We start from the raw sequence: 14,201 nt of genomic DNA, 5'->3' as shown, positions 1-14,201 counted from the left end.
TCTCGCAGCGAGGAAGGGAGAAGCGGAGCCTTACTTCAAGAGATTTGGTATTATGGGGACGCGTGGAAGATAAACGTCTGCGCAGGCAAGAAACGCCATGCGGAAATTCCGCGTGCGATCCTTCCCTGCGCATTACCAGCACGGTTCACCGCAATCAGGCGGCAACAGTCTTGGGCTTGCGTCCGCGACGGGCGTTGGGCTTGCGGCCCAGGCCGATTTTCTTGGCCAGTTCCCGGCGCTTCTCCGCATAGTTGGGCGCGACCATCGGGTAGTCGGCAGGCAAGTTCCAGCGCGCGCGATACTCTTCGGGCGTCATGTTGTAGTGAGTCATGAGGTGACGCTTGAGCATCTTGAGCTTCTTGCCGTCCTCAAGGCACACGATGTAGTCGGGCTTTACCGAAGAACGAACCGAGACCGCCGGTTCCGGCTTTTCTTCTACCACGATCGGGGCGCCACCAAGTCCGGCGAGGGCGCCGTACACGTTGGTGATGAGCGTGGGGAGGTCATCCACGGTGACGCTGTTGTTGCTCACGTGTGCGGCAACAATGTCCGAGGTCAGCGTGATGAGGGTCTCGTTCGTATCGGTTTGGATAGTTTCCATTTTATTTTCCTTTTGTGCGACCAATAGTGCGGTTTGTAGGCCATTTTGGAGCCGACAGCGGTGTCCATAGGACGATTTCGTTCCCAAGTGCAAGTTCAATTGAAGGTCGCACACAAATTCTGTCGATATTTTTCAAGTTGCACCCCAAATGGGGTATTATGTGTTGCGCGATCCGGTGACGTCGCAAGCAAATGTAATGGCATCGATTCGTTTACCACCTGGAGTGCGGTAGTAATCGCGGCGTTCGCCGATCGAATAGAAGCCGAAACGCCTATAGAGCGACTCGGCCGGATTGCCTCTTCTCATTTCGAGCAAAAGGCGTCTAGCGCCGCGCTCGATCGCCGCAAGGCGAAGCTGGCCCAATATGGTGCTGCCAAGGCCTCTTCCCCGAAATTGGGGGGTGACGCCAAGCAACAGAAGTTCCTCTTCCTCGAAACCGGTGCGTGACAACGAAAAGCCCGCGGCCGCTTCTTCTTCGAGCGGCGGCCTGCCTTCGCTGCCGACAAGATAATAGTGGCAGTTGCCAAGTTTGAGCGCATCTTCGACTTGCCGCCGGTTCCAAGCTTCGCCGAAAGCGGGGTCGAAAGCGGTCGACATGACCGTCATGATCCGGTCGACATCTTCGATCATGCGCAAGGCGTCGTCGGAATGCCGGCGAGCGGGCGGGCGTCGGGTGCGCGCCCGTAGAGCGGACGGACATCGCAAACCAGGGCCGCCGACGGCAGCAGGGCAAAAGCGCGAGCGTCCGGCCAGGCGGCCATCGCCAGGCCGTGTCCGCGCGCGGCGACGAGGGCTTCCGCCTGGCTGCCGGCGACGATGCGTTCATCGGATTGCGCGACTGCGACTTCGGGCCGCAGCGAGGCGAGAACGCGCGCGGTGCCGCCCTGCGCGTCGAAGCCCTCGACGAACCACTCGCCGTGTCCGCCGGTCGTCGCTACCGCGACCGGGACCGCGCCATGGGCTTCCCGGGCGATCGCCGCGACCAGGGCGAGGCTGGAATAGCCGATCAACTCCGCGCCCCAGGCGAGCGCGAGCGCGCGTGCGGCGGCCAGCCCCACCCTGACCCCGGTGAAACTGCCTGGACCAAGCGAAACGGCGATGCGTGCCGCGCGCCCGCGCAGCGGCAGCGCCGCGATCATCGGCACCAGCGCTTCCGCATGGCCGCGCCCGAGCAAGCGCGATTCTCCGGCGATCAATTCGCCCTGCGCGAACAGCGCGACCGAGCATGCGTCGGTCGCGGAATCGATCACGAGCGTGCGGTCCTGGTGCTTGCCCATCTCTTGCGGAATTGCTGCTGTTGCTAAGGGCTCGGCCGCCACGAACTGCTCCGGGCTGCTCGCCAAGGCGTCAGGCGGCCCGGACTTCGGTCACTTCCGGAACGTAGTGCTTGAGCAGGCTCTCGATCCCTTGCTTGAGCGTGGCGCTCGAGGAGGGGCAGCCCGAGCAGGCGCCCTGCATGGTGAGATAGACCACGCCCTCGCGAAAGCCGCGATAAATGATGTCGCCCCCGTCGTTGGCGACGGCGGGGCGCACCCGGGTTTCGATAAGGTCACGGATCTGCGTGATGATATCGGCATCGGCGGGATCATCGCCATTGTCCTCGTCCTCCTCGGCGGGCACGGCGATCCCGCTGGCATCGCCGCCCGCGAACAGCGGGGCTTCGGAAACGAAATGGTCGAGCAGGATCGAGACGACCTGCGGCTTGAGGCCATGCCATTCGGCGCCGGGCGCCGCGGTCACCGATATGAATTCCCGGCCGAAGAACACGCCGACGACATCGCCGAGACCGAACAGCGCTTCCGCAAGCGGAGAGGCGCCGGCATCCTCGTGCGAAGTGAATTCCCGCGTGCCGGCCGCCATGACCTGTCGGCCTGGCAGGAACTTGAGCGTGGCGGGGTTGGGCGTGGCTTCGGTTTCAATGAACATGATGGTCTCGATTTAGGTGAAGCGAACCCAGGGTCAAGTGCTGGAACCGTTCGCGAAGGGCTATCGCATATACACCCAACTCATCTTTTATTGTTACCCTCGTGTTTCAGGGATCATTCCGCCATCCAGTGCGATGGCTTGAGCGTAGAATGGAGTCTCGACCAAGTCAGCACGACGAGCTTGGAGAGAGAAGTTCCATATGCGATTGCCCTGCCGAGGGCGGCCTCTATTCACTGGTCCTTAAGGCACTAGCACCCTATAGCTTGCGCGATGATGACCTTTCCGCGCGCTGCTCGCTCGCTCGCTTGCCTGCTTCTTCTCGCTCAGGCGCCGGCTCTGCCCGTCCTAGCGCAGGAACCGGCCACTCCCGCCCCCTTGCTGGCCGATACGCAGGAACCGTGGCTGTACCGCAACAGTGACATCCCGCACGACAAGGAGTGGCACTTCGGCGAACTGCCGAATGGATTGCGCTATGCTGTGCGCAAGAACGGCGTGCCGCCCGGCCAGGTCTCGATCCGCATCCGCGTCGATGCCGGCTCGCTCTACGAGACCGAAGCGGAGCGCGGTTATGCGCACCTGCTGGAGCATATGCTGTTCCGTCAGTCGAAATACCTGGCGGAGGGTTCCGCGATCGCGGCGTTCCAACGCCTGGGGGCCACTTTCGGCAGCGATACCAATGCGGTGACATCGACCACTGAAACGGTTTTCAAGCTCGATCTCCCCAATGCGACGCCGGCCTCGCTGGACGAGATGTTCAAGCTGCTTTCCGGAATGGTCACGGCGCCGGCACTTTCCGCTTCGAACCTCAAATCGGACGTGCCGATCGTGCTGGCCGAGATGCGCGAGCGCGGCGGGGCTTCGAAGCGCGTGCAGGATGCGATGCAGCAGGTGCTCTATGCCGGCCAGCCGCTGGCCGAACGCGAACCGATCGGCACGGTGTTCTCGCTCACGTCGGCCACGCCGGAATCGGTACGGGCGTTTTACGCGCGCTGGTACAGGCCTGACAACGTGGCGGTGATCGTTGCCGGTGACGTCGATCCGGCCATGCTCGAATTCTACGTGCGCAAATGGTTCGGCGATTGGTCCGCATCGGGACCCAAGGCTCCCGTGCCCAGCTTCGGCGATCCCGTCGCGCCCAAGCACGCGGATCCCAAAAATCCCGTTGGCGAAACCCGTGTACTGGTGGAATCGGACCTGCCACCCTCGCTGATGTACGCCATCCTGCGGCCCTGGCGGCAGGTCAATGACACGATCGTCTACAACCAGGGCCTGATGACCGACTCGATCGCCCAGGCCATCATCAACCGCCGACTGGAAACAAAGGCGCGGGCCGGTGGCAGCTACTTGTCGGCGTCGGTCAACCAGGACGATGTCTCGCGCTCCGCCGATGCCACGTTCGTTTCCGTCACTCCGCTTGGCGAGGATTGGCAGGCGGCGCTGCGCGATGTGCGCGCGGTGATCGCCGATGCCCTGAGCCGGCCCCCCACGCAGCAGGAGATCGATCGCGAGGTGGCCGAACTCGATGTCGCTTTCCAGGTCCCGGTCGAACAGCAGCGCATCCTGCCCGGCGCCAAGCTGGCTGATGATCTCGTGAATGCACTGGACATTCGCGAAACGGTTGCCGCGCCCGACGACGTGCTGCGCATATTCCGTAGTTCCAAGTCGCTGTTCACGCCTAAAAAGGTGCTCGAACACACGCGCCAGCTGTTCACCGGCACGGTCACGCGCGCACTGTTCACCGTCCAGAAACCAGGCCAGGTGAGCGACAAGGCGCTGCACGAGGCACTGCTTGAACCGGTCAAGCCAGATCAGAGCATTCGCCTGGCCGCCGAAGCGGCGCCGGTCTCGTTCGAAAAGCTGCCCGCGATCGGCGCGCCGGAAAAGCCGGTCGCGGAATTGCCGACGGGCCTGCTCGATATCGAGCAGCTGGCTTTCGCGAACGGCGTCAAGGTCCTGCTCTGGCCGGTCACCGAGGAGCCTGGCCGGGTCATGGTCAAGGTCCGTTTCGGCGGCGGCTATCGTTCGATCAACCCGAAGGATGCGCCTTATATCACGCTGGGCCAGTACGCGCTGGTGGGCTCGGGCCTGGCGACGCTGGGCCAGGAGGAGCTGGACCGCATCGCGACCGGGCGCAAGATGGGCTTCGACTTCGACGTGCAGGACGCCAGTTTCGAGCTTTCCGCCGAAACGCGCCCGCAGGATCTTGCCGATCAGCTCTATCTCTTCGCCGCCAAGCTGGACTTGCCCATGTGGGATGTGAACCCGTTCCTGCGGGCCAAGGCGGCTGCGAAGATCCAGTACGATACTTACGCCACCTCGCCGCAGGGCGTACTTGAACGCGACTTGCAGTTCTACCAGCGCGGAGAAGATCCGCGCTTCGCGACCCCGACGCCGGCCGCGATCGAGACGACCACCGCGGAGGGATTCAAGCAGGTCTGGAGCAATGCGCTGTCGCAGGGGCCCGTGGAAGTGCAGATCTTCGGCGATTTCGACAAGGCCGCCGCGATCGCCGCACTGGAAAAGACCTTCGGCGCGCTCAAGTCACGCACGCCCGCGATTTCCCCGGCCCAGGAGGCGGCAACGCCGGTGCCGCATCCTTCGGATACGCCGATCGTGCTGGTCCATCATGGCGATCCGGACCAGGCGGCAGCCGTGATTTCCTGGCCGACAGGCGGCGGCTCCATGGGGATCCGCGAATCGCGCCAACTGGAGATACTCACGCAGCTGTTCACCAATCGGCTGCTGGACGCCGTGCGTGAGAAGCTGGGCGTCTCTTATGCGCCCTATGTCTTCTCGAGCTGGCCGGTGGACATGCAGGCGGGCGGTTCGATCACGGCGATGGCGCAGCTCGATCCCAAGTCGGTGCCGGTGTTCTTCCACACCGCCGACGAGATCGCGCAGGACCTGATCGCCAATCCGCCGACCGCCGACGAACTCGAACGCGTTACCGAGCCGCTGCGCCAGCAGGTGACCCGCGCGGCTTCGAGCACATCGTTCTTCATGAGCCAGCTCGAAGGGGCGACCAGCGATCCCTTGCGGATCGGCACGGTGCGCACGGTGCTCGATGACTACACCATCACGACGCCGCAGAAGATGCAGGAGCTCGCCGCGCGCTATCTGGGCAAGGACAGTTCCTGGCGGCTGGAAGTAATGCCGGAGGAGAGCAAGACCAGCGTCGCCACGCGGTGACCGCCCGGCCCCGGGGATCAGGCGCCTGATTCAGCGACAGAACTCCGCCCCGTCAGCCTCAAGGTGGAGGTGATTCGCGTGCGCCGCGTTGTAGTCCGGGCCAAGCGTGGTGCCGAAACGCTTGCAGGCGCTGGCGTGGACCACGCGCAGGAAGCGGCGTTCGGCGGGGGTGCCGCCGTTCCAGTCGTCAAGCACGGTCACGCGGTGGCCGTTTTCCAGCACGAAGGCGGAAACATCGATGGCGTTGGCGGTGGCATGGCCGGAGCGGCGGTTGCTGCCCGCGACGTTGCGGCAGCTGTAACTGCCGAACGTCTCGATTCGCACCACCCGGCTGCCCAGGATCTGTTCGGCGGCGCGGTCCGCCCCGAAGCGGGCCCAGGCGGCGAAAGTCGTCGCCATGTTGCAGGTCACCGGGCCAAGGTTGGTCAGGCCGAGCGAAGTCGAATCGCTTCGCAGGCCGGATAGCTTCACGGTCGCCACGTTCGAGCAGCCGGTGCCGAAATACTGGTCGGCCAGCGGCATGAAAGTCGCCTTTTGCGCGCCGAGTTCGGAGAGGCATTGCCGGTATTCGGGGCGAGGATTGAAAGTACCTGTCGACTGGCGCACGGTTTGCCGGCGGGGGGCCTGGGCCTGCGGGATGTCGATGCAGGCGCTCAAGGCTGATACCAGAGGCAGGACGAGCAGAAATCTGCGCATGACGGTCAGTTATGCCGTAAATGGTTAACAAGGCCTTTCGGCTATTCCTTAATCCGGTCCAATTCCGGTCAGTTGAGCGCGCGGGCCGGCAGGGCATGCCGGGATGCATCGGGCGCAAACGGATTGACAAACGCGCGCATGGTTCTAGACGCGGCGCCGGGCCACGCGGTCCCAACGCCGCGCGTGCTCTCTGCAAGGAGAGTCTTAAATGACTGACATCACGATACCGGCGCGCAAGCCTGCGCGTCCGCATTTCTCTTCCGGTCCCTGCGCCAAGCCGCCCGGATACTCCCCCGACAAGCTCGCCACCGAATCGCTGGGCCGCTCGCACCGTGCCAAGATCGGCAAGTCGCGCCTCCAGTACTGCATCGACCTGATGCGCGAAGTGCTCGGGCTGCCCGAGACGCACCGCATCGGCATCGTGCCCGGATCGGACACTGGCGCGTTCGAGATGGCGATGTGGACCATGCTGGGGCAGCGCGGCGTGACGACGCTGGCCTGGGAAAGCTTCGGAGAAGGTTGGGTCACCGATGCCGTCAAGCAGCTCAAGCTCGATCCCACGGTCCTGCGCGCCGACTACGGCCAGCTGCCGGACCTGAGCCGGGTCGACTGGTCGAACGACGTGCTCTTCACCTGGAACGGCACCACGTCGGGCGTGCGCGTCCCCGATGGCGACTGGATCGCCGACGACCGCGAGGGCCTGTCCTTCGCCGACGCCACCAGCGCCGTGTTCGCTTACGACATTCCGTGGGACAAGATCGATGTCGCCACGTTCTCCTGGCAGAAAGTGCTGGGCGGCGAAGGCGGCCACGGCGTGCTGATCCTCGGTCCCCGCGCGGTCGAGCGCCTGGAAGGCTACACTCCGTCCTGGCCGCTGCCCAAGGTCTTCCGCCTCGTTTCCAAGGGCAAGCTGGCCGAAGGCGTGTTCAAGGGCGAGACCATCAACACGCCTTCGATGCTCGCCGTCGAAGACGCGATCTTCGCGCTCGAATGGGCCAGGTCGCTCGGCGGCCTCGAAGGCTTGCGGGCGCGCTGCGACGCCAATGCCGCCGCGCTCGACAGGATCGTGAGCGAGCGTGACTGGCTCGGCCATCTCGCCACCGATCCGGCCAGCCGTTCGAAGACCTCGGTCTGCCTCACTGTCGAGGGCGCCGATGCCGACTTCATCAAGAAGTTCGCCGCCGTGCTCGAAAAGCAGGATGCGGCCTATGATATCGCCGGCTACCGCGACGCCCCGGCGGGTCTGCGCATCTGGTGCGGCGCCACTGTCGAGACGGCCGACATCGAGGCGCTCGGACCCTGGCTCGACTACGCCTGGGCCGTGACCAAGGCTTCCTGAGGCCCGCTCGCCCCGAGCTTGTCGAAGGGCACCGTGCTACCTCCGCCGAACGGACTTCGACAAGCCCAGGGCGCGCGGACGCGTTATGAGAGAATTGACATGACCACCAAACCCAAAGTCCTCATTTCCGACAAGATGGATCCCAACGCCGCCACGATCTTCCGCATCCGCGGCTGCGAAGTGGACGAGATCACCGGCCTCAAGCCGGAAGAACTCAAGGCGATCATCGGCAAGTACGATGGCCTCGCCATCCGTTCGTCGACCAAGGTGACAAAGGACATCCTTGACGCCGCGACCAATCTCAAGGTCGTCGGCCGCGCCGGCATCGGCGTCGACAACGTCGATATCCCGGCCGCTTCGGCCAAGGGCGTGGTCGTGATGAACACGCCGTTCGGCAATTCGATCACGACTGCCGAGCATGCGATCGCCCTGATGTTCGCGCTTGCCCGCCAGCTCCCCGAAGCCGACGCATCGACGCAGGCCGGCAAGTGGGAAAAGAACCGCTTCATGGGCGTCGAGGTGACCGGCAAGACGCTGGGCCTGATCGGCGCGGGCAATATCGGCTCGATCGTCGCCAGCCGCGCGCTGGGCCTTCGGATGAAAGTCGTCGCCTATGACCCGTTCCTCACGCCAGAGCGCGCGGTGGAGATGGGCGTGGAGAAGGCGGATCTCGACACTTTGCTGGAGAAGGCCGATTTCATCACGCTGCACACGCCGCTGACCGACCAGACCCGCAATATCCTGAGCCGGGAGAACCTGGCCAAGACCAAGCAGGGCGTGCGCATCGTCAACTGCGCGCGCGGCGGCCTGGTCGATGAGGCAGCGCTGAAGGACATGCTCGATTCCGGCCATGTCGCCGGCGCGGCGCTCGATGTGTTCCAGACCGAGCCGGCGAAGGAATCGCCGCTGTTCGGCACGCCGAACTTCATCTGCACCCCGCACCTGGGCGCTTCCACCACCGAGGCGCAAGTCAACGTGGCGCTACAGGTGGCCGAGCAGATGGCCGACTATCTCGTCACCGGCGGTGTCATCAACGCGCTCAACGTGCCGTCGCTCTCGGCCGAGGAAGCCCCCAAGCTCAAGCCCTACATGAAGCTGGCGGAGCAGCTTGGCTCGATGGTGGGCCAGCTCACGCGCGATTCGGTTCCACGCATCTCGATCCACACCGAGGGCGCGGCGGCCGAGCTCAACATGAAACCGATCGTCGCCGCGGTGCTGGCCGGATTCCTGCGCGTGCAGTCGGACACCGTGAACATGGTCAACGCCCCCTATCTGGCCAAGGAACGCGGCCTTGAAGTGCGCGAGGTCAAGACCGAGCGCGAGGGCGACTATCACACGCTGGTCCGCGTCTCGGTGAAGACCGAGGCGGGAGAGCGTTCGGTCGCCGGCACGCTGTTCAACAACGTGGAGCCACGCCTGGTCGAGATGTTCGGCATCAAGGTGGAAGCCGAGCTTGCCGGCTACATGATGTATATCGTCAACGAGGACGCCCCGGGCTTCATCGGCCGCATCGGCACCCTGCTGGGCGAGAACCAGATCAACATCGGCACTTTCAACCTCGGCCGCCGCAATGCCGGCGGTGAGGCGGTGCTGTTGCTCTCGGTCGACAGCCCGGTGCCCGATGCCGTGCTCAAGCAGGCCTGCGAACTGCCGGGCGTGAAGATGGTGAAGGCGCTGGCGTTCTGATGAGAGATCACCCGTCGTCCCGGTGTTCCCCGGGACGACGGGGCCATATCCTCACGTCCGCCGCGGTTTCTTCGCTCGCACCAGGACACCGCCCTTGAACAGCGCCAGCACGCGGCCCTGGACGGGTTGCTTGTCGAAAGGGGTATTGCCCGCGCTGGCGGCCATCTTGTCCGAATCGACGATCCATGGCCGCTCCGGGTCGATCACCGCGATGTCGGCCTCGGTGCCCACGGCCAGGCGGCCGGCATTGACACCGAGCAGCCTGGCGGGATTGGCGGCCAGCAGGTCGAAAGCGCGGCCTATCGGGATCACGCCGTCGCGCACCAGATTGAGGGTGAGCGGCAGCAGCGTTTCCGCGCCGGCCATGCCGGGCGCAGAATCGGCGAAGGGCAGGCGCTTGTCCTCCGGGCCGCGCGGATCGTGGCAAGAGGCGATGACGTCGATGGTGCCGTCGGCGATCGCGGCGATCACCGCCTTGCGATCCACCTCGCTCCGCAAGGGCGGGGAGAGGTGGGCGAATGTGCGAAACTCGGCCATGGCGAGGTCGGAAAGCATGAAATAGGCGGGCGAGACCCCCGCCGTCACCTTCAGCCCGCGATCCTTGGCCCGGCGCACCAGGTCGAGCCCGGCGGCGGTGGTGACCTTGCGGAAGTGGATCGCGGCGCCGGCCAGTTCGGCCAGGACGATGTCGCGGGCCAGGGCCAGCGCTTCCGCCTCTGCCGGGGCGTTCGGCAGGCCCAGGCGTGTCGCCATTTCGCCCGCAGTCGCCACCGCGTTGCCGACCAGCCCGGCATCCTCGGCATGGGCGATCACCACCAGGCCGAGCATGCCGGCATATTGCAGCAGCCGCAGCATCGTACCCGAATCGCCGATCCACCGTCGCCCGGTGGCGACGGCGCGGGCGCCGGCATCGCGCATGAGGGCGATCTCGGCCAGGGATCGGCCTTCCAGTTCCTTGGTCGCGGCGGCGAGCGGGTGGACCCAGAAGTCCGGCTTGCCCGACTGGGCGGCGAAGCGCACGCGTGCCGGCACGTCCAGCGGCGGGTTCTGATCGGGCATCAGCGCGGCGCGGGTCACGCCGCCGAAGTGGAACGCCGGCTTGTCGATCTCGAACACGCCGATGTCGACGAGGCCGGGGGTGACGAGCTTGCCGGCGGCGTCGTGTACCTCGTCGCCGGGCTGGGGGGAAACCCCGCCGCCCAGCGCGACGATGAACCCGCCCTCGCAGCGGATCGCGCCCGGAATGATGGTGCCGTCGGGCAGCAGCAGGCGTCCGCCGGTGACGGTGAGCGGTGCGTGCAGGCTCATGACCAGCCCTCCAGCTTGCGTGCCCTGCGCGTGAGCACGTCGAGGCAGGCCATGCGGATGGCGACGCCCATCTCCACTTGGGTGGTGATCTGCGAGCGGCCGACCAGATCGGCGACGTTGCTGTCGATCTCGACGCCGCGGTTCATCGGGCCCGGGTGCATGACGAGCGCGTCCGGCTCGGCCTTTTCCAGCCGATCGAGCGAGAGGCCGTAAAGGTGGCGGTATTCGCGCGGGGACGGAATGAACTGGCCCTGCATCCGCTCCATCTGCAGCCGCAGCATCATCACCACGTCCGCGCCTTTCAGCGCCGCGTCGAAATCGTGGAAGACCGCAACGTTCATCCGTTCGATATCGGCGGGCATCAGCGCCGGCGGCGCGCAGACGCGCACGTCGGCGCCCAGCGAGGTGAGGCACAGGATGTTGGAACGGGCGACGCGGCTGTGCAGGATGTCTCCGCAGATCGTCACCCGCAGGCCATTGAAGGCGCGCTTGGCGTGGCGGATCGTCAGCGCGTCGAGCAGAGCCTGGGTGGGATGCTCGTGCTGGCCGTCGCCGGCGTTGAGCACCGGGCAGTCCACCTTGCCGGCGATGAGCCGCACCGCGCCGGAACTGGCATGGCGGATGACGATGGCATCGGCGTGCATGGCGTTGAGCGTCATCGCCGTGTCGATCAGCGTTTCGCCCTTCTTCACGCTGGAGGTCGCCACCGCCATGTTGACGACGTCGGCGCCCAGGCGCTTGCCAGCGATCTCGAAGCTGAGCAGGGTTCGCGTCGAATTCTCGAAGAAGGCGTTGATGATGGTGAGGCCGGAAAGCACCTCGCGGTGCTTTTGCGCGTTCCGGTTGAGCTGGACCCACTGTTCCGCCTCGTCCAGCAGGAACCATATCTCGTGCGGGGCAAGTCCGGCGATGCTCACCAGGCCGCGGTGCGGGAAGGCCGCGGCGCCTTCCGGATAGGTATATTCTGGCGATGTCATTGAAGATGATGCCTTAGGCCCGCCGGCCCGCCGGCTCAAGCCAATTCGCCGGTCTTTCCCCGCTTCCCTTTCAAGCGCGCGCATGTGCGGGTAAGGACTTGCCGTGAAAGGCAGGTGAATCCATGAAATTCGCGAGCAAGGTCTGGAAGCTGCTGGTCGGTGTCAAGGATGCCCTGGCGCTCCTGTTCCTGGTCATGTTCTTCGGCCTCATCTATGCCGCGCTGTCGGCGCGGCCGGCGGCGGGCAGCGTGGAGAAGGGTGCTCTCCTGCTCGACCTGAACGGCGTGATCGTCGAGGAGAAGAGCAAGGTCGATCCCTTCGACCTGCTGCTTTCGGGCGAGGCGCCGACTCGCGAATTCCAGGCGCGCGATATCGAGCGCGCGCTGCGTCTGGCGGCGAAGGACGACCGCGTGAAAGTCGTGGTGCTCGATCTCTCGCGCTTCATGGGGGGCCGCTTCGTCCACTTGCGCGGGATCGGCGCGGCGATGGACGAGGTGCGCAAGGCCGGCAAGCCGGTGCTGACTTTCGCCAATGCCTATCTCGACGACGGGGTGCAGCTCGCGGCGCATTCCAGCGAGGCCTGGCTCGATCCCATGGGCGAGGCCCTGATTGCCGGACCAGGCGGAAACATGAACTATTACAAGGGGTTGATCGACCGTTTCAAGGTCAATGCCCATGTCTACCGCGTCGGCACGTACAAGAGCTACGTCGAGCCCTATCTGCGCTCGGACATGTCGCCGGAGGCGCGTCAGGCTTATGAGGACGTCTACGGCACGCTGTGGGAGGCCTGGAAGGCCGACGTCAGGAAAGCCCGGCCCAAGGCGCGGACCGACGAGCTGGCCGCGAACCCGGCAGGCATGATGAAGGCGGCCGGCGGCGATTTCGCCCAAGGCGCCAAGGCCGCCGGCATCGTCGACCGGCTTGGCGACAAGACCGAGTTCGAGCGACGGGTGGCCGAACTGGCGGGCAAGTCCGACGATGACGATCTGCCTTATGCGCATACGCGCCTCGCCACCTGGCTCGCCGCCAATCCCGAGAAGAAGCCGGGCGAGGCGATCGCGGTCGTCACCATTGCCGGCGATATCGTCGATGGCGATGCCGGCCCGGGACAGGCGGGCGGAGATCGCATCGCCGAACTGCTCGACGACAATATCGACGAGGATTTCAAGGCGCTCGTGGTCAGGATCGATTCGCCCGGTGGCTCGGCAACGGCGGCCGAACGCATCCGCCGCGCGATCCAGCGCTGGCGCGACGCCAAGATCCCCGTCGTCGTCTCGATGAGCAATCTTGCCGCCAGCGGTGGTTACTGGGTCTCCACCCCCGCGCAGAAGATCTACGCGGAGCCTGGCACCATCACCGGTTCGATCGGTGTCTTCGCGGTCATTCCCAGCTTCGAGAAGACCCTGGCCGATTTCGGCGTCACCAGCGACGGCGTGCGCACGACTCCGCTGTCCGGTCAACCGGACCTGCTCGGCGGGTTCACGCCCGAGCTGAACGAACTGCTGCAAGCCTCGGTCGAAAACGCCTACGGCAAGTTCCTGGCTATCGTGGCCAAGGCCCGGGGCCGCACGCCGCAGCAGATCGACGCCGTGGCGCAGGGCCGCGTCTGGCCGGGCGCCGAGGCGCGCCGGCTGGGCCTGGTGGACGAGATGGGCAATCTCGACGCCGCGCTCGGTCATGCCGCGAAACTGGGCGGCGTAGGCAACGGCAAGTGGCACGCCGAGTTCCTGGGCGAGAAGCCGGATGCCTTCACCAGCTTCATCGAACAGCTCGAGGCCAAGCCGCAAGACGATACCGCCGCCTACGACTTCGCCGGTCTCGTCGCCGCGCGCCAGCAGGCGCAGGCGGGCAGGGCGCTCGGCCAGCTTGAAGGGCTGCTCGGAATGCGGGGCGTACAGGCCTATTGCCTGGAATGCCCACCGCTGCCGGGTGCAGGCGTCAAGGCGAAGAACCTGCCGCTGGTACGGGGCCTCGCGAAAGTGGCCGGCTGGAACTGAATATCAGGCCGGCCGCATGCCGGTTAGCCCGGAGGCGGCAGTTCCACTGGAAGGGTGTCCGGCTGGTCGAAATCGGGACCGGACGGGGGCGCTTCCTGCGGCTGGTCCGGTTCGCCGGGTTCGCTGGGCGGAACGGGAACTTCGGCGGGCGTATCGCCGGGCCGGTCTGCGGGAATTTCGCCGGGCTGGGTGGCCATGGGGGTGCCTCTCTTCAAGCGGGTTTCGCCTTACGTGGGCACCGCCGGGTCGTCCCGCAAGGGCAAGCCGGCATGCCTCGCGAGTTGCGGCGCTTGCCCTTTTGCGCGGGCTCTTATAAGGGCCCGTCCCTTGAGTTTCAGGCTTCATCCGAGCGGGCGTGGCGGAACTGGTAGACGCGCTGGATTTAGGTTCCAGTATCGAAAGATGTGGGGGTTCGAGTCCCTTCGCCCGCACCAGTATCGCCGCCTGAGGGAGGGTGAGCCAAGAAAATCGGCCGCGAAGGC

At 65.4% G+C, this 14,201-nt stretch carries 12 protein-coding genes and 1 tRNA gene; 5 read left to right on the top strand and 8 right to left on the bottom strand.

The genetic code is table 11. From position 1 onward, the window contains the following. Window positions 1–154: 154 nt before the first annotated feature. The 4 genes from BM052_RS12125 to BM052_RS12110 all read right to left on the bottom strand — a co-directional run bounded on the left by BM052_RS12125 (window position 155) and on the right by BM052_RS12110 (window position 2,527). Window positions 155–601, bottom strand: coding sequence for a Ros/MucR family transcriptional regulator (locus BM052_RS12125; protein WP_091147171.1), 447 nt, complete (start codon window positions 599–601; stop codon window positions 155–157). A gap of 156 nt (window positions 602–757) precedes the next feature. Further along, a complete protein-coding gene (locus BM052_RS12120; protein ID WP_091147169.1) occupies window positions 758–1,231 on the bottom strand; it encodes a GNAT family N-acetyltransferase in 474 nt (157 codons plus the stop codon). Further along, entirely contained in the window at window positions 1,228–1,878 is a 651-nt protein-coding gene (gene tsaB, locus BM052_RS12115) for a tRNA (adenosine(37)-N6)-threonylcarbamoyltransferase complex dimerization subunit type 1 TsaB (RefSeq protein ID WP_091147167.1), read from the bottom strand. Before tsaB ends, BM052_RS12120 begins: the two co-directional genes overlap by 4 nt. Before the next feature lie 70 nt (window positions 1,879–1,948). Further along, entirely contained in the window at window positions 1,949–2,527 is a 579-nt protein-coding gene (locus tag BM052_RS12110; RefSeq protein ID WP_091147164.1) for a NifU family protein, read from the bottom strand. Window positions 2,528–2,797: 270 nt separating this feature from the next. On the opposite strand from BM052_RS12110, the gene BM052_RS12105 reads away from it, so the two are divergent. Next, window positions 2,798–5,716, top strand: coding sequence for a M16 family metallopeptidase (locus tag BM052_RS12105; protein ID WP_091147162.1), 2,919 nt, complete (start codon window positions 2,798–2,800; stop codon window positions 5,714–5,716). A 30-nt stretch (window positions 5,717–5,746) separates the two neighbouring features. Here the strand turns inward: BM052_RS12105 and BM052_RS12100 are convergent, their stop codons facing one another. Next, complete coding sequence (locus tag BM052_RS12100; protein ID WP_091147160.1) at window positions 5,747–6,412, bottom strand: extensin family protein; 666 nt, start codon at window positions 6,410–6,412, stop codon at window positions 5,747–5,749. 208 nt (window positions 6,413–6,620) lie between these two features. Between BM052_RS12100 and BM052_RS12095 the strand changes: the two genes are divergently transcribed. Continuing rightward, window positions 6,621–7,751, top strand: a complete 1,131-nt coding sequence (locus BM052_RS12095; protein ID WP_091147158.1) for a phosphoserine transaminase — start codon at window positions 6,621–6,623, stop codon at window positions 7,749–7,751. A 99-nt stretch (window positions 7,752–7,850) separates the two neighbouring features. Then, window positions 7,851–9,437, top strand: a complete 1,587-nt coding sequence (gene serA / locus BM052_RS12090; RefSeq protein ID WP_091147156.1) for a phosphoglycerate dehydrogenase — start codon at window positions 7,851–7,853, stop codon at window positions 9,435–9,437. A 51-nt stretch (window positions 9,438–9,488) separates the two neighbouring features. Here serA and BM052_RS12085 read toward each other — a convergent pair whose 3' ends face one another. After that, window positions 9,489–10,745 carry a dihydroorotase gene (locus tag BM052_RS12085; protein ID WP_091147154.1) on the bottom strand — a complete coding sequence of 419 codons (1,257 nt, stop codon included), beginning with the start codon at window positions 10,743–10,745 and terminating at the stop codon, window positions 9,489–9,491. Continuing rightward, a complete protein-coding gene (locus tag BM052_RS12080; RefSeq protein WP_091147152.1) occupies window positions 10,742–11,722 on the bottom strand; it encodes an aspartate carbamoyltransferase catalytic subunit in 981 nt (326 codons plus the stop codon). Before BM052_RS12080 ends, BM052_RS12085 begins: the two co-directional genes overlap by 4 nt. Window positions 11,723–11,844: 122 nt before the next feature. On the opposite strand from BM052_RS12080, the gene sppA reads away from it, so the two are divergent. Further along, on the top strand, window positions 11,845–13,719 hold the full coding sequence (gene sppA, locus BM052_RS12075) for a signal peptide peptidase SppA (protein WP_091147149.1): 1,875 nt from the start codon (window positions 11,845–11,847) through the stop codon (window positions 13,717–13,719). Window positions 13,720–13,742: 23 nt separating this feature from the next. Here sppA and BM052_RS19940 read toward each other — a convergent pair whose 3' ends face one another. Next, window positions 13,743–13,916, bottom strand: a complete 174-nt coding sequence (locus BM052_RS19940) for a hypothetical protein (RefSeq protein ID WP_177198447.1) — start codon at window positions 13,914–13,916, stop codon at window positions 13,743–13,745. A 152-nt stretch (window positions 13,917–14,068) separates the two neighbouring features. Here BM052_RS19940 and BM052_RS12070 point away from each other — a divergent pair. Next, a tRNA-Leu gene (locus tag BM052_RS12070) sits at window positions 14,069–14,153 on the top strand. Window positions 14,154–14,201: the final 48 nt, after the last annotated feature.

The organism is Novosphingobium sp. CF614, from assembly GCF_900113255.1.
GTDB lineage: Bacteria > Pseudomonadota > Alphaproteobacteria > Sphingomonadales > Sphingomonadaceae > Novosphingobium.
The sequence above is the reverse complement of the archived record's forward strand: the minus strand, read 5'-3'. Positions and strand labels throughout refer to the sequence as shown.